Here is a 14,426-nt window from a genome sequence, read left to right on the forward strand (position 1 = left end):
CCATGAAGCCGAAGTTTTTAGCCGCTAAATTGGCCCTCGTCATTGCTGTTTCGAGCACGCTGGCGGTCACACCTGTGCAGGCTGGCATCCCCGTCATCGACGGCACCAACCTGTCGCAGAACATCATGACGGCCATCGAATCGGTGGCCCAGACGCTCAAGCAAATTGAGCAGTACAGCACCCAGCTCCAGCAGTATCAAAACCAACTCCAGAACACGATGGCCCCGGCCGCGTATATCTGGGATCAGGCGCAATCGACCATCAACGGGTTGATGAACGCGGTCAACACGCTGGATTACTACAAGACCCAACTCGGCAGCCTGGACAGCTACATCGGCAAGTTCCAGGACGTGAACTACTACAAGAACTCGCCGTGCTTTACGGCGGCAGGGTGCTCCGACGCGGAACGCGCAGCACTTCGGAATGTGGCCCAGCTCGCGAGCGAGTCGCAGAAGAAGGCCAACGATGCCTTGTTCAAGGGCCTCGATAGGCAGCAAACGAATCTCACGGCCGATGCAGCGACGTTGCAGCGTCTTCAATCGGCAGCGCAGGGCGCGCAGGGCCAAATGCAGGCCATCGGCTACGCCAACCAGCTCGCCAGCCAGCAGGCCAACCAGCTCTTGCAGATTCGTGGCCTGCTGATCGCGCAGCAGAACGCGATGGCAACCAAGATGCAGGCCGACGCCGACAAGGAAGCCCAGCAGGCGGCAGCGGCCGCACAACTGCGCCAGGGCAGCTACCGGGCCAGCCCGGCGCGCACCTGGTAAGGGGGATTCATGAAAGCAATCAAGGCTCTGTCCTTGGCCTCGGCCGCCCTCGTGGCGGCCTTGGTCGCCGGCTGCGACAACAAGCCGGCCACGGCCCCCATGCCGGAAGTGAACGACGAGAACTGCAAGCCCGAGAACATCGCCAAGATCGAGGACAAGGGCGTCCAGCAGGCTTTTTCGTCGCTGTGCTTGCGTCGTGGTGGGGATTTCAAGCCCAGCCCGAAACGCGAATGGTGAGGTGCTGACGATGAGAATGCCAGCCAATCTAAAAACCCTCGCCCTGCCGCTGTTCGTCTGGCTGGCGTTCTTCGCGGTCGATGCCCACGCGGCCATCGACAACGCCGGCGTGTTCGATAGCGTGCTGGATCGCTACCAGGCCGCCGCGAGCGGCTGGGCCGGTGTCATCACCACGGCCGCAACCTGGCTCTTCTGGACGCTGGTTGTGATCTCGATGGTCTGGACGTTCGGCATGATGGCCTTGCGCAAGGCCGACATTGGCGAGTTCTTCGCGGAGTTCGTCCGCTTCACGATCTTTACCGGCTTCTTCTGGTGGGCGCTAACCAACGGCCCTAACTTCGCCTCGTCCATCTATGCGTCGTTGCGGCAGCTCGCCGGCAACGCGACGGGCCTGGGCAATGCTCTGTCGCCCTCGGGCATCGTGGACGTGGGCTTTGCGATCTTCGACAAGGTGATGGATCAGTCCTCGGTGTGGTCGCCGGTGGACAGCATGGCCGGCATCCTCATGGCCGTGGCGATCCTGGTCATCCTGGCCCTGGTCGGTGTGAATATGCTTCTGCTGCTCGCGTCGGGCTGGGTGCTCGCCTACGGCGGCGTGTTCTTCCTCGGCTTCGGTGGTTCGCGCTGGACTTCCGACATGGCGATCAACTACTACAAGGTCGTCCTGGGCGTGGCCGCGCAGCTCTTCGCAATGGTGCTCCTGGTGGGCATCGGCAAGACCTTCCTCGATGACTACTACTCGCGCATGAGCGCCGGCATCAGCCTCAAGGAAATGGGCGTGATGCTGATCGTCGTCATCATCCTCTTGGCGTTGGTCAACAAGATTCCGCCGCTCATCGCCGGGATCATCACCGGCGCGAGCGTGGGCGGTGCCGGCATCGGCCAGTTCGGTGCAGGTGCTGCGTTGGGTGCCGCAGGCATGGCAGCAGCAGCGGCCGCGACCGGCGGCGCCGCTCTGGCCGCCGGCGCAGCCTCGGCCGCCGGTGGTGCCTCTGCCGTCATGGCCGCCTTCTCGAAGGCCAATGAGAACGTGTCGGCAGGCACGGACGTTATGTCGGCCTTCTCGGGCGGCGGCAGCTCGGGCGGCGGTGCGGGCGGCGGCGGCGACGCCGGCACCGGCAGCACGCCCTTCGCTCAGGCTGCGGGCTTTAGCGGCAGCTCCGGCGGTGGCTCTTCGTCGGGTGGCGGCAGCCCCTCGACCGGCAGCAGCTCGGGCAGCTCGAAGGGCGGCGATAAGGGCGGCGGCAAAGCCGACGCCGGCGGCCAGGGCAGCAGCTCGACGGCCAGCACCGGCAGCAGTGCCGACAAGGCCGCCAAGAACGAACCCAAGCCCGCCGGCGGGGCAGGGCAAGGGCAGCAGGCCGCACCGGGCAGCACCGGCCCCGGCTTGCTCGCATCGGCCGCATCGGCCCTCGGCACGGCCGGCCGCATCGCCGCCGACGCCGGCGCGAACTTGGCGAAGGGAACCGCCGATGTTGCCAAGGCCAAAGCCGCGAGCCTGCGCGAAGCCGCAGCCGAGCGGATCGCCGACACCACTGGCGGAAAGATCGCCGCCGCGATCAAGGCGCAAGGAAGCGGCACGGCCGAGAACATCGACGTGCCCGACCAGCAGCCCGCGCCGAGCTTCGGCGACAACAGCCTGGCAGGCGGCCCTGCCGATGCCGATCCCGAGTCCGAAGTAGCTGCGTTCGCCAACCGCGAGCAAGGCCGCGACGGCACAACTGCGTAACCAAGGAGAGTCCAACCATGAAGAAGAAACTGTTTGCCCTGGCCGCCCTCGTGGCAGCCCTCGGATCGACCGCCGGCACGGCCAGCGCGCAAGACGTGCTGACCGGCGACACGCGCCTGGCCTGCGAGGCGATCCTGTGCCTGTCGTCGGGCACGCGCCCGAGCGAATGCACGCCGTCGCTGTCGCGGTACTTCAACATCACGAAGCGCAAGCTGTCGGACACGATCCGCGCCCGCCTGAACTTCCTCCAGCTTTGCCCGGTGGCGAGCCAGACGCCGGAAATGCAGTCGCTCGTGTCGGCGATCTCGCGCGGCGCTGGCCGGTGCGACGCGCAGTCGCTGAACTCGACGTTGGTGATGTGGACGGGCGGCTACGACGATGGGCGCACGTACATCAGCAACCAGTTGCCTGACTACTGCGGGGCCTACACCGGCCACGCCTACACCGACTTCGCCAGCAGCGGCACGCTGCCGCGCTATGTCGGGACGCCAGAGCGGGGCGGGTATTGGGTCGAAGCGCGCGACTATGACCGCGCCTTGGCCGAGTACAACGAACGCATCCGGCGCGAGGACGAAGAGCGCCGCCGTCAGTCCTGGCTGAACTGAGGGAGGGGAGGGCATGCCGTTCTTCGCCGATCTGCCGCCGCAGCTCCAGGAGCGCGTCGTCTGCTCGATCTCGGCCGCCGTCAAGTACGAGGTGCCGGTCAACATCGTGTTGGCCGTCGCCGAGAAAGAGGGCGGCAAGCCGGGCCAGTGGGTGCGCAACTCGAATGGCACGCATGACGTTGGCCCGATGCAGTTCAACACCGCGTACCTGGGCGACCTGGCCCGATACGGCATCACGGCGAACGATGTGGCGGCTGCCGGCTGCTACTCGTTCGACCTGGCCGCCTGGCGGCTGCGGATGCACATCCGCAACGACAAGGGCGACCTCTGGACGAAGGCGGCGAACTACCACTCGCGCACGCCGCAGTACAACGCGGTGTACCGGGCCGACTTGATGCGCAAGGCGTCGAAGTGGGCCGATTGGCTCGAAGCTCGGTTCGTCACGCTTGACGTGACGAAGGCCGGGGCCACGCCCTCGACGCCCAGCCAGCCCGCGACGGTGGCCCAGCGGGCGACGCCGGCGGCCAGGCCGGCACCAGCACCCCAGCAGGCCGCCCCAGCGGCCGCAGCAGCTCGCAGCGTGTCGGTGGCCGGCTACGTGCCCCGCACGGTGTCTTTCAACACTTCACGCGAGGGGTCGGCCGAGTAGGCCGGCTCTTCCGATTTAGCGGCTAAACATGGACAAATTCCACGCCTTCATGATGCGGTACACGCTGGGCGTCGGCCGGTTGCTTCAAGCCTATTGCAAGTGGGCGGAAGGGCAGGCCAAGAACCAGCTCGATTTGCTTCTGCTGGGCCTCGGCCCGATCTTCGCCTTGGGCCTTCTGCTGTGGGCGCTGCCGGCGTGGATCGGCAAGCCCATCGCCTTCGTGCTCTCACTGCCAGCGCTCTACATCATCTTCCTGGTGCTGCGCGCCTACGCGATTCGCGGGGGCCGGCGCTGATGAAGGCCCTGCGGATTCCTGATGGAACCGTCGAAGCGTTGAAGTGGCTCGCACTGGTTCTCATGACCGGCGATCACGTCAACAAGTACCTGTTCAACGCGACGCTGCCGGTGCTGTTCGAGGCCGGCCGCGTGGCGCTCCCCCTTTTCGTGTTCGTCCTGGCCTACAACCTGGCCCGGCCGGGCACGCTCGAACGCGGCGTGTACGGCCGCACCATGTCGCGCCTGGCGATGTTCGGCGCGCTGGCCTCCGTGCCCTTCGTGGCCCTCGGCGGCCTGTACGCCGGTTGGTGGCCGCTCAACGTGATGTTCACGCTGCTGGTCGTCACGGCCACGGCTTACCTGGTCGAACGTGGCGGCAAGCTGCACCTGGCGGCCGCCGGCGTGGTGTTCCTGGTCGGCGGCAGCTCGGTCGAATATTGGTGGCCGGCCGTGGCTTTCGGCCTGGCGGTGTGGTCGTACACGCGCCGGCCGAGCTGGGCCGCCGCGGCGGTCGCGGTGCTGGCCTGCGCGGCCCTGTGGTTCGTCAATCGCAACCTGTGGGCCTTGGCAGCCCTGCCGGTGCTCTTCCTGGCCTCGCGGGTGGATGTGCGCGTGCCGCGCCTGCGCTGGGCCTTCTACGCCTATTACCCGCTGCACCTGGCCTCGCTCTGGTTGATCCGCATCCCCATGAGCAAGGCCGGCTACCTGTTCTTCTGATTGGAGTCCTGCCCCATGCGAAAACCCGTTCTTCTGGCCCTCTCTCTGGCGTTCCTGGTCAGCGCGCAAAGCGCACTGGCCGCCGGCGACGCCGGCAACTTCGGCACGCCGATCAAGTCCGGCGTATCGGTGTCCTTCCCCGACAGCAGCGCGACATTCCAGCCGACGCCAGAGGCCCTGGAGCTGCTGGCCGACGCTAGGAATGCGGCGATCATCTACATCAGCGGGCGCACCAGCACACTACGGCCCAGCGCGGCCGATGAGGCCCTTGCACTACGCCGTGCGCTCTCGGCCAGGTCGTACTTGGTGGCGCGCGGCGTCTCGCCGCTCAAGATCATGGTGAACTTCGCATCGGCCGCCGATTTCGTGGCAGACAACTCGACGGCCGAGGGCCGGCGCGAGAACCAGCGCGTGGACATTGAGGTGGTCTACATCCCCACCTACTGAGCGATCCGGCATCGCCATTCCTGGCGGTGCTGCAGGTCGCTCCAGCAGCTTCGCATCGTCGGCTCTGACGATGCAGGCCCGGCCGGCTTCCCTTGACAGCATCGCCATTTCTGACGATGCTGGCCAAGTCCCGATTTACTCCAGGAAGAAGGCCATGAGATACCCCGGCGGCAAGGGCGGTGCCGGCGTCTACCAGACGATCATCAACAACATCCCGCCTCACGACACGTACATCGAAACGCACCTGGGCGGCGGCAACATCCTGGAGCGCAAGCGGCCCGCTGCCCGCAGCGTCGGCATCGACGTTGATCCCGAGGTGATCGAGGTCTGGCAGCAGCTCGACGTGCCCGGCCTGGAGCTGCACCACGGCGACGCCGTGGCCTGGCTGGAGTCCCACCAGTTCACCGGCTCCGAGTTCGTCTACGCCGATCCGCCCTACGTGATGGACAGCCGGCGCGGCGGCAAGCTATACCGCCACGAATACGACGACGCCGACCACGTGCGGCTGCTCGACGTGCTGGCCGGCTTGCCGTGCGCGGTGATGGTGTCGGGCTACAGCTCAACGATCTATGACAGCTCTCCCTTGGCGTCATGGAGAACCATCGACTTCAACGCGATGACGCGCGGCGGCATCGCTATCGAACGGCTGTGGATGAACTACCCCGAGCCGGCCGAGCTGCACGATCTGCGCTACCTCGGCAGCAACTTCCGCGAGCGCGAGCGCATCAAGCGGAAGAAAGCCCGCTGGCAAGCGAAGCTCGCCAAGCTCGATCCGCTGGAGCGGGCGGCGATCATGGAATGCCTGCGCGAGCTGGAGGCGGCCGAGTAGGTCACGCCTGCGCCTGGTTGTGCAGCGCCCATACGCGCTTGACCTGGCTTTCACTGCACCCGGCCAGCCTGGCCGTCTCTGGAATGCTGTGGCCTGCGCTGCGCAGCGCCACGATGCGTTCATGCACCTTTGTGTTGGCCTTGCGGCCGGTGTAGCGGCCGGCGTCCTTCGCCAGCTCGACGCCCTGCCGCTGCCGCTCGCGGCGATCCTCGTAGTCGTCGCGGGCCATCTGCAACGCCAGCTTCAAAAGCATGTCCTGGATCGACTCCAGCACCACCTTTGCCACGCCCTTCGCCTCGGCGGCCAGGTCGGATAGATCGACCACGCCAGGGACAGCCAGGCGCGCGCCCTGGGCGCGGATCGAGGCCACGAGGCGTTCGGCCTCGGGCAGCGGCAGGCGGCTGATGCGGTCGATCTTCTCCGCAACGACGACTTCACCGGGTTGCAGGTCGCCGATCATGCGCAGCAGCTCGGCGCGATCGGCGCGAGCGCCCGAAGCCTTCTCGCGGTAGATGCCGGCGACGTAGAAGCCGGCGGCCCTGGTGCTCTCCACGATGGCGGCCTGCCTGGTCAAGTCCTGCTCGTCGGTGCTGACGCGCAAGTAGATGCGCGCGACCTTGAAAGCGACGCCGGCGGCCTGGTGCTCGGTCGGCGTCCGCATGATGCGGTCGGCACCTTCGACCAGGCCATCGCCGCCGACGCGCAGCGGTGGCGTCTTGGCGAGCGCCTGGCGCGCTGCGCGTGACTGGCGCGGCATGGCCGCAATCTGTGTTTCCTGGGCGGTGCGCGGCGTGATGATCGCGCTGCGCTTCGCCTTGGTCTTGCCTGGGAAGTAGCCGTTGCGGCTGGTCATGGGTTCCTCCGGTCATTTTGGGTATACGCAAAGTGTCCGGTCATGCTACCCCCGGCCAAAAAGGCCGTCATGCGATTTATCTTGGCCGGGTCGTTATTGGCGGGTCTAAATGGCCGCTCCGTGGATCTCATCGCCAGAAATGGCGATGCGAGATCCAGGGCAGGGCGGCCGCCATCGTCAGACCTGGCGATGGTCGACGCCGGCGCGCATCGTCGGATGTGGCGATGCGAGCTCGAGGTCGGTGGCCACCGCCGGCGACCTGGTGCCATCGTCGGCAATGGCGATGCTGCAGCTCGACGTGCGCGGCCTGGTCGTCTCGGCATCGTCGGATGCGGCGATGCTCGAGCGAGGCGAAAAAAAACCGCCTCGGGGTGTCCGAGGCGGCAAGTCTGCATGCGGTTCAGGGAGGAAGAAACCGCGCCGGCGATCAGGGAGGAAAACCGCGCGGCCTGATGTGCAGCTCGGCCACTTTAGCCGGATTTTTCGACTTATCCGATGCGAGCGGCCCGCCGTGGGCGCTGCTCGATCTGCTGTTGCTTTTTCTCGACGTGCTTCTGCTCCTGGTGCTGCTGCTCGTCGCGCTGCACCTGGCTGATGGCCGCGCCGATCTGCCGCTTCACGCCCTCGATGCCCAGCTCGCTCTTGTGCGCCAAGTCGTTGAAGTCGGTGTGCTGCTTCATCGTGGACAGCGCCGCGATCTGCGCGCCGCTCAACATCGACGCCTTGAGCTTGGCCGCCTCGTCGCCGGCCAGCTCGACCTTGCCGGCGGCGGCGTCGGCAAGGCGCTGCTCGGCGCGCAGGTGGGTCTTGAAGCTGTCGGGCGTGATGGCGGGCAAGTCGCGCGGGTAGGTGTTCTCGGCCGGCGCGAAGATCGGGAAGATCGCCTTGCCGCCCACGGCCTGGGCGGCCGCCTCGGCCTTCTCCCGGCCGGGGTTGTTGCCGTGGGTCATGACCAGGTGCCGGTCGTCGTCGCCGGCGATGATGATCGGCTTGTCCGGGAACTTGGCGTGCAGCGCCTTCGCCACGGCCTCAAGGTTGCCGCTGTCGAAGGCGGCGACCGTGGCGTGGCCCACGGCCTCGGCCACCTGGGCCGCCGTGGCGTAGCCCTCCGAGATCACCAGCGCCGGCGCGGCCGCCAGGGCGTCCATGCCGCCGACCGGGTGGAAGCATCCTTCCTTCTTCGAGTCCTTGGCGAACCGCTTAGTGCCGTCCTCCTGGATGTATTGCATCGTCCATTGCTTGCCCTCTGCGTCGAAGGCCGGGATGTAGGTCTTCTGGCCTTCGCGGTCGGTCATCACGCCGGCCTGCGCCTGGATGCCTTTGGCTTGCAGGTAGGGCGTCGGCTGCTCGATGGGCACGAGGTCGGCCATCTGCCGACCGACGCGCTGCGCGGTGGCCTCCTGGGCCTTGTCCTGCTCGACGGCTCGCTGTGCCAGCTTCTCGGCCGCCTCGGCCTGGAGCTTGGCCTTCTCCTGGTCGCTCAAGGCGTAGCCCTTGCTCTTCCAGGTAATGTCCGTGCCGGTCTTGTTGTTGATGATCCGCCCGGCCGGGTGCCCGTCCAGGTGGCCCACGTAGAAGCCATCGAGCGCGCCCTTCTTGCCGCCCTCGACCGGCACGCGGTGCCGCTTGCCATCCATGATCGGGTGATCGCCCTGGGCGTTGCTGCCGGTGAACAGGCCGGCGCTGCGCATGGCCTCGGCGAACTCTTCCCTTGGCGTCATCGCTGGCCCTTGCTGGGCCTGCACGTTCTCGGGCTTCCAGCGTTCGAGCTTCGCCGCGTCGGCGCGCGGGCCGACATACCAGGACTTCGCGGCCTTGTCCCAAAGCGCGCCGGCGGCCTTGGCCGCGTTGCGCTGCTCGTAGGGCACGGCCAGGTACTGGCGGGCCTGCTGGGCCTGCTGCGCGGGCTTCTGCGCCTCGCCCTGGGCTTCGGGTGCCGGCTGGGCCGAACGCGGCTCTACGGCCGCTGTAGCGGCTCCCTGCGCCCATTTGGCGAAGGGAGCGGCATCGGTGCCCGGCGGCACGTACCAGGACTGTTGCTGCCGATCCCAACGCGCCCCGAGGCTCTTGGCCTCGTCCTTCTCCTTGTACGGCACGTTGATGTACTGCCGTTCGGGCTTCTCGGCCTGCGGCTGCGCCTGCTGCCGCTCGCGTTCCTGGCGCTCCAGCTCGGCCGCGCGGCGCTGCGCGTCGCTGTCGTTGAGCATGGCCGACGCCTCGGCGGTCTTGCGTGCCTCTTTAGCGGCTGAAATGTCCTCTTCGGTCGCGTTGGGGTCGCGCCGTACACGCTCTTCCTGCACGCGGGCCAGCTTGGCGGCGCGCTCGTGCTGGTTGTCGGTGCCCAGCGCATCGACCAGGTGCAGGCGCTCGGTCAGAGCCTCGGCCTGGCCCTCGGTGCGGGTGCCGGCGACGAAGGCAAAGGCGTCCTCGCCGAACTGCGCATCGGCCTTGCGCGCGTAGACCTGGAACGCCTGCGGCTCGATGCCGGCCTGGGCGGCATCGACGGTCTGGCCGTCCTGCTCGGCCACGCCGACGATGCGCAGCTCTCCGCTCCAGTCGGGCGGCAGCTCAACGCCAAGGTGTTGACGGGTCGCGTCGGCGAACGCCTGGCCGTCGATCTCGCCGGCGGCGAGCTGCCGGCGCGCGGCGGCGGCCTGCTCGATGCCCTGCACCGCGTCGGCAGGATGGGCGGCCAGCAGGGCGGCCGCCTGGTCGTTGGTCGGTGGGGTCATGTTCGCCTCCTGGTCTGCGACGGCCGCTTGCTGCTGGGTCAGCGCCGGCAGGGCCATCAACTGGTCGGGCGCGTAGTTGTTCAGCTCGTCCAGGCTGCGAACCTGGTGGGGTTCACCGTCCTGGTCGTGGAACGCAAAGATGCGCTGGCCGTCGCTCCACCTGGCTTCGGCGTCGATGCTCGACACGATCTGTTCGCCGTGCTGCTGGAGCTGCTGCGCGAGGTGGAGCTGTTCGGCCATGTTGGCGAACTCTTGCGCCAAGCCCTTGCGCTCCAGGTAGGCGTTGTCGGTGTCGGTGTGGCTCGGGTCGATGCCGAACACCGGCGACAGCCGGTCATGCGCGACCGCGTAGAACTGCTCGGGATCGGTGCCGGTGATGCTGCCCACGGTTTCGAGGCCACGGCTGCGCAAGGCGTCTTCCAGGGTGTCGCCCTGGAATGCCTGGTAGTGGCTGAAAGACACGTCCGGGTTGTCCAGGACTTCGGCAATGTCCACGGCCAGGGCCTGGGCCACGGCTTCGTCCTGGGCCTGGCTCTGCTGCTGGTCTTGCTCCTGAACCTGCTTCTGCTCGAAGGCCAGCACGTAGTCGTGAATCTTCTCGGCATCGGCGGCCGCGCGGAACACCTCCAGCGGCTCGTCTTGCAGCGCCTTGATCCACGAACCCACATAGGCGGCGTGCTGGCCCGGATCGTGGCCGATGCCCAGCTCGTCGCCGACGATCATGGAAGCGATTTCGGCGCGCAGCTCTTCCTTGGCGTACCCCTCGCTCCCGAACGGGTGCGCCAGGTCGCGGTCAAGGCGCGAAGCGTGGCCCGTCCAGTGGCCCAGCTCGTGCAGCGCGGTCGCGTAGTAGCGGTCGGAGCTGGGGAACTGGCCGCGCTCCGGCAGGGTGATGCTGTCGGTCGAAGGGCGGTAGAACGCCCGATCACCGGCGGCGTGGGTGATCGTCGCGCCCGAGGCTTTCAGGATGTGCTCGGCGCGCTCGACGGCGTTCCAAGTCTGTTCCTTCTTCGGCTGGAGCGGCGGCAGGCCGTCGATCTGCTCGCCGTTGAACACGGTCGCAAAGAACACGCGCGGCCGCTCCAGCATGACGGTTTCCTTGACCGGCTGGCCCTTCGCATCGAGGACGGGCCGGCCGCTGTCGTCCAGCTTGTCTTGCTCTTCGCTGAACTTCCAGTATTGAACCGGCGTGCCTTTCTCGCCCTTGCGAACCTGCGCGCCCACGGCGGCGGCCTGCTTGTAGGTCATCCAGCGCGCATCGCTGCGGCCCTGGGCCATCAGGTGGATGGCGTTGATCCCTTTGTACCGCTTGCCGGTGGTCGGGTTCATCGGCAGGTAGGCGTTGGGTTCGCCCGGCTCCCACGGCTTTTGCCACGGTGCGGTGCCGGCCTTGAGCTGCTCGATCAGCTTTTCGGCCACGACTTCGTGAAACGGCTTCTTCGGCTCCATGTTCTCGTCCCTTCGGAATAGCTCGTTGAACTGAGGGAAGTTCTGCTGTGTCCGGGAACGGTCGCGCAGGCCCTGGGCGACCATGCACACGATGTTGTGCAGGTCGTCGGCCTGCATGGGCCGCACGCGGGCGATGCAGGTTTCCGTGAATGACTGTTGGCCGCGCTGCTGCACCTGGTCGGCGACCTGGTGCTGGCTCGGCTCGATGCCCTCGCAGTGCAGGGCAAACACTTCCTCGGCGCGCACGTCCAGGGACTGGCCGGCATAGCGCCGGTTCACGTCATCCCATAGCGGCTTGAGGGTGGGTTCGTTGCGGGCGGCCGCCAGGCCGTCCAGCAAGGCGCGCTTCTCGCCCGGCGCGAAGGTGTTGGCCCCGTAGTGGCCTAGCACCTCGTGCCGCAGCGTCATCAGTAGGTCGCCGGCGCTCTCGACGTTCTGCAAGGGCACGTCCACGCGGCCACGGTAGGCGCGGCCGGCGTGCAGCGTCTCCTTGGGCACGTAGCCGCCCTTCATGTCGGCCGGCACCTCGGCCGCTCGCGGCCCGTACAGCTCGGCCGCGTCCTCGCGGAACTTGTAGGCCAGCTCCAGCGCGCCGGGGTAGTCGCGGACGAAAGCCCGCGTCACCCCTTGCGCCTCGGCTTTCGTGATCGGCATGGGTCAGCCCTCCGACGCCTTGCGCGCGGCGGCCTGGGCAACCGTCTCGCCGGGCCGCAGGTCGTACAGCTCGCGGGCGTTCGTGGTGGTGATGAACGGCGGGATGTCGGCGCTCGGGCCTTCGTCGTCCAGGAATGCCGGCTCCAGCGCGCCATCGACTTCCACCAGGTCGTCGCCGCTCGCGGCGGCGTCCTGCTCGGACAGCGCGTCCTCCACGAACGCGCCCACGCGCTCGGCTTCGTCGGGGTCGAACTCGACCTGGAAGCCGGGCGTCAGCGCGTCGGCCATCTTCTCGCGCACGGCCTCGCGGCCGGCGGCGTCGTCGTCAACCGGCGGCAGGACGGCCAGCGGCTCGTCGTGGGCGGCGGTGTTGGTGGTGGTTTGCTCGTTCATGGTCGATCTCCTTCGCTGTGGTCATTCGGATGCCGGGCCGTTGCGGCCCTTGCTGTAGTCGGGCCGACCCTTGAGGTCGGGGTAGGTCTGCTTGCATGTGGGGAAGTTGCTGCAACCCCACCAGAATTGCCCCTTCTTCTTGCTCGGCCGGCGCGACAAGCCGCTGCCGCAGGCCATGCACTTGTGAAGGGATGACACCGGCGCGGCTTCCTTGCCGCCGGCGATGGTCACGGCTCCGCTGTTGGCCTTCGCCACCTGGTCGCGGATGAACGTCTCTTGCTTCGTGATGAAGGCGTCCAGGGCGGCCGTGCCCTGCTCGACGCCTTTCAGCATCCGCTCGTAGAGCGCGGTCAGCACCGGGCTTTTCACAACCTCGGGCAGCGCGTCGATGACGCTGCGGCCGAGGGTCGTGCTGATGATCTGCTTGCCTTTGACGGCCAGGAACTCGCGCCGCTTCAACTCGGAAATGATCGACGCACGGGTGGCCGACGTGCCGATGCCGTCGCCCTCGCGCAGCATCTTCTTGTGCTCGGCATCGCTGACGAACTTGTGGATGTTCTCCATCGCGCGGATCAGCGTGCCCTCGGTAAAGCGCGCTGGCGGCTTCGTCTTGGCGTCCTTGCGGGTGGCGTCCGTGCAGGTCACGGCGTCGCCCTGGGCCATCGACGGCAGGGCCTGCGTGCCGCTGTCGTCGTCCTCGTCCTTCTCGCCTTCCTCGTCGGCCTGGCTGTACACGTCACGCCAGCCGTTGCGCGTGACTACCTTGCCGCTCGCGGCGAAGTTCTCGCCCGCGATCTCGACGCCCACGGTGGTCTGCATGTACTCGTGCAGCGGGTAGAACTGCGCCAGGTAGGCGCGCACGATCAGGTCGTAGATGTTGCGCTCGCGCTCGCTGAGGGCGGCCTTGCTGCCCTTCTGCATGGTCGGCACGATGCCGTGGTGCGCGGTGATCTTCGAGTCGTCCCACGTCTTGGACTTGATACGCGGATCGGCACCATCGACCAGGCCGGCCAGTTCGGGGTTGACGTGCTTGATCGCCTCCAGCACGCGCGGCGCGTCGGCGTGCTGCGACTCCGGCAGGTAGGCGCAGTCGGTGCGCGGGTACGAGGTCAGCTTGTGCGTCTCGTAGAGCGCCTGGCAGGTGTTCAGCACGTCCTCGGCGCTGTAGCCGAACTTGGCCGAGGCCAGTGCCGTAATGTCGGACAGGGCGAAGGCCAGCGGCTGGTTCTGCTTCTTGGCCTCCTGTTTGTACGCGGCGATGGTGCCCGGCTGGCCCTTGACGGCGGCCACCAGGGCGTCGGCGACGGCGGTATCGACAAGGCGGCCTTCGCTGTCCAGACCGGCTTGATCCTCCTTCGCCTTCCATGCGGCGGCGAAGCTGCCGCCGGCGTGCTGCACCACCGCCCGGATGGTGTGGTACGGCACGGCCTTGAATGCCTCGATCTCGCGGTCGCGGGCGACCACGAGGGCCAGCGTCGGCGTCTGCACGCGGCCCACGGTCAGCAGGGCGCGCGAGCCGCCGCGCTGCGCGCGCAGCGTGTACGCGCGGCTGAGGTTCATGCCGATCAGCCAGTCGGCGCGCTGCCGCCCGCGTGCAGCGTCGGCCCAGCCTGCATAGGTGGTGTTCTCCTTCAACGCGGCCAGGCCGCGCTTGACGGAAACGGAGTCCTGCGCGCTCACCCAAAAGCGGCGCACCGGCTTGCTGTTGCGGAAGTGCTCCAGCACTTCGTCAACCAGCAACTGGCCTTCGCGGTCGGGGTCGCCGGCGTTGACGATCTCCTTGGCCTCCTTGAGCAGCTTGCCGATCACGGCGAGCTGCTTCTTCGCGTCGTCCTTGGGCTTGAGAATCCAGCTCTCGGGGATGATGGGCAGCTCATCGACGCGCCAGACCTTCTTGCCGGACTGGCCGCGCGGCACGTCATCGGGCGTGTACTCGTCGGGGTCGGCCTGTTCGAGCATGTGCCCGAAGCACCAGGTCACTTTGTCGGTGCCGCACTCGATGAAGCCGTCGCCCTTGCCGGTCGCGCCCAGCTCGCCGGCGATGGCCTTGGCGACGGACGGCTTTTCTGCGATGAAAAGGCGCATGGTG

The 14,426-nt window shown here is 67.4% G+C and carries 13 protein-coding genes; 9 read left to right on the forward strand and 4 right to left on the reverse strand.

Annotated elements, in window-relative coordinates:
- Positions 1 to 2 precede the first annotated feature (2 nt).
- The 9 genes from trbJ to BLQ61_RS16815 all read left to right on the forward strand — a co-directional run bounded on the left by trbJ (position 3) and on the right by BLQ61_RS16815 (position 6,256).
- On the forward strand, positions 3 to 767 hold the full coding sequence (trbJ, locus tag BLQ61_RS16775) for a P-type conjugative transfer protein TrbJ (protein WP_010890135.1): 765 nt from the start codon (positions 3 to 5) through the stop codon (positions 765 to 767).
- A 9-nt stretch (positions 768 to 776) separates the two neighbouring features.
- Complete coding sequence (gene trbK, locus BLQ61_RS16780; RefSeq protein ID WP_000644148.1) at positions 777 to 1,004, forward strand: entry exclusion lipoprotein TrbK; 228 nt, start codon at positions 777 to 779, stop codon at positions 1,002 to 1,004.
- A 16-nt stretch (positions 1,005 to 1,020) separates the two neighbouring features.
- The gene (gene trbL, locus BLQ61_RS16785) at positions 1,021 to 2,733 is read left to right on the forward strand and encodes a P-type conjugative transfer protein TrbL (protein WP_015586029.1); all 1,713 of its coding nucleotides are present in this window, start codon (positions 1,021 to 1,023) and stop codon (positions 2,731 to 2,733) included.
- Positions 2,734 to 2,750: 17 nt separating this feature from the next.
- Positions 2,751 to 3,338 (forward strand): TrbM/KikA/MpfK family conjugal transfer protein, encoded by a 588-nt coding sequence (locus BLQ61_RS16790; protein ID WP_010890138.1) that lies wholly within the window; start codon positions 2,751 to 2,753, stop codon positions 3,336 to 3,338.
- 13 nt (positions 3,339 to 3,351) lie between these two features.
- Complete coding sequence (locus tag BLQ61_RS16795; RefSeq protein WP_011114052.1) at positions 3,352 to 3,987, forward strand: transglycosylase SLT domain-containing protein; 636 nt, start codon at positions 3,352 to 3,354, stop codon at positions 3,985 to 3,987.
- A gap of 28 nt (positions 3,988 to 4,015) precedes the next feature.
- A complete protein-coding gene (locus tag BLQ61_RS16800; RefSeq protein WP_010890140.1) occupies positions 4,016 to 4,282 on the forward strand; it encodes a hypothetical protein in 267 nt (88 codons plus the stop codon).
- Positions 4,282 to 4,980, forward strand: a complete 699-nt coding sequence (locus tag BLQ61_RS16805) for a TraX family protein (RefSeq protein ID WP_011114053.1) — start codon at positions 4,282 to 4,284, stop codon at positions 4,978 to 4,980. The genes BLQ61_RS16800 and BLQ61_RS16805 overlap by 1 nt, the downstream gene beginning before the upstream one ends.
- 15 nt (positions 4,981 to 4,995) lie before the next feature.
- The gene (locus tag BLQ61_RS16810; RefSeq protein WP_001665065.1) at positions 4,996 to 5,427 is read left to right on the forward strand and encodes an OmpA family protein; all 432 of its coding nucleotides are present in this window, start codon (positions 4,996 to 4,998) and stop codon (positions 5,425 to 5,427) included.
- Positions 5,428 to 5,581: 154 nt separating this feature from the next.
- Positions 5,582 to 6,256: a DNA adenine methylase gene (locus BLQ61_RS16815; protein WP_011178411.1), complete on the forward strand. Its 675-nt coding sequence runs from the start codon at positions 5,582 to 5,584 to the stop codon at positions 6,254 to 6,256.
- Between the two features lies 1 nt (position 6,257).
- On the opposite strand, the gene BLQ61_RS16820 is transcribed toward BLQ61_RS16815, so the two are convergent.
- From BLQ61_RS16820 to BLQ61_RS16840, 4 genes are all read right to left on the reverse strand, one after another.
- Positions 6,258 to 7,109 (reverse strand): recombinase family protein, encoded by an 852-nt coding sequence (locus BLQ61_RS16820; protein ID WP_011296189.1) that lies wholly within the window; start codon positions 7,107 to 7,109, stop codon positions 6,258 to 6,260.
- Between the two features lie 488 nt (positions 7,110 to 7,597).
- Complete coding sequence (locus BLQ61_RS16830) at positions 7,598 to 11,944, reverse strand: zincin-like metallopeptidase domain-containing protein (protein ID WP_011114055.1); 4,347 nt, start codon at positions 11,942 to 11,944, stop codon at positions 7,598 to 7,600.
- 3 nt (positions 11,945 to 11,947) lie between these two features.
- Positions 11,948 to 12,337 carry a protein TraD gene (locus BLQ61_RS16835; protein ID WP_006122510.1) on the reverse strand — a complete coding sequence of 130 codons (390 nt, stop codon included), beginning with the start codon at positions 12,335 to 12,337 and terminating at the stop codon, positions 11,948 to 11,950.
- A gap of 21 nt (positions 12,338 to 12,358) precedes the next feature.
- On the reverse strand, positions 12,359 to 14,422 hold the full coding sequence (locus BLQ61_RS16840) for a DNA topoisomerase III (RefSeq protein ID WP_011114056.1): 2,064 nt from the start codon (positions 14,420 to 14,422) through the stop codon (positions 12,359 to 12,361).
- Between the last annotated feature and the right edge of the window lie 4 nt (positions 14,423 to 14,426).

The organism is Oryzisolibacter propanilivorax, from assembly GCF_900103645.1.
In the GTDB taxonomy this organism is placed as follows: Bacteria; Pseudomonadota; Gammaproteobacteria; order Burkholderiales; family Burkholderiaceae_C; genus Melaminivora; species Melaminivora propanilivorax.

Excerpts from the sequence above, each read along its gene's own strand:
- trbJ (WP_010890135.1), top strand. The coding sequence starts at position 3 with ATGAAGCCGAAGTTTTTAGCCGCTAAATTGGCCCTCGTCATTGCTGTT.
- trbK (WP_000644148.1), top strand. The coding sequence starts at position 777 with ATGAAAGCAATCAAGGCTCTGTCCTTGGCCTCGGCCGCCCTCGTGGCG.
- trbL (WP_015586029.1), top strand. The coding sequence starts at position 1,021 with ATGCCAGCCAATCTAAAAACCCTCGCCCTGCCGCTGTTCGTCTGGCTG.
- BLQ61_RS16790 (WP_010890138.1), top strand. The coding sequence starts at position 2,751 with ATGAAGAAGAAACTGTTTGCCCTGGCCGCCCTCGTGGCAGCCCTCGGA.
- BLQ61_RS16795 (WP_011114052.1), top strand. The coding sequence starts at position 3,352 with ATGCCGTTCTTCGCCGATCTGCCGCCGCAGCTCCAGGAGCGCGTCGTC.
- BLQ61_RS16800 (WP_010890140.1), top strand. The coding sequence starts at position 4,016 with ATGGACAAATTCCACGCCTTCATGATGCGGTACACGCTGGGCGTCGGC.
- BLQ61_RS16805 (WP_011114053.1), top strand. The coding sequence starts at position 4,282 with ATGAAGGCCCTGCGGATTCCTGATGGAACCGTCGAAGCGTTGAAGTGG.
- BLQ61_RS16810 (WP_001665065.1), top strand. The coding sequence starts at position 4,996 with ATGCGAAAACCCGTTCTTCTGGCCCTCTCTCTGGCGTTCCTGGTCAGC.
- BLQ61_RS16815 (WP_011178411.1), top strand. The coding sequence starts at position 5,582 with ATGAGATACCCCGGCGGCAAGGGCGGTGCCGGCGTCTACCAGACGATC.
- BLQ61_RS16820 (WP_011296189.1), bottom strand. The coding sequence starts at position 7,109 with ATGACCAGCCGCAACGGCTACTTCCCAGGCAAGACCAAGGCGAAGCGC.
- BLQ61_RS16830 (WP_011114055.1), bottom strand. The coding sequence starts at position 11,944 with ATGCCGATCACGAAAGCCGAGGCGCAAGGGGTGACGCGGGCTTTCGTC.
- BLQ61_RS16835 (WP_006122510.1), bottom strand. The coding sequence starts at position 12,337 with ATGAACGAGCAAACCACCACCAACACCGCCGCCCACGACGAGCCGCTG.
- BLQ61_RS16840 (WP_011114056.1), bottom strand. The coding sequence starts at position 14,422 with ATGCGCCTTTTCATCGCAGAAAAGCCGTCCGTCGCCAAGGCCATCGCC.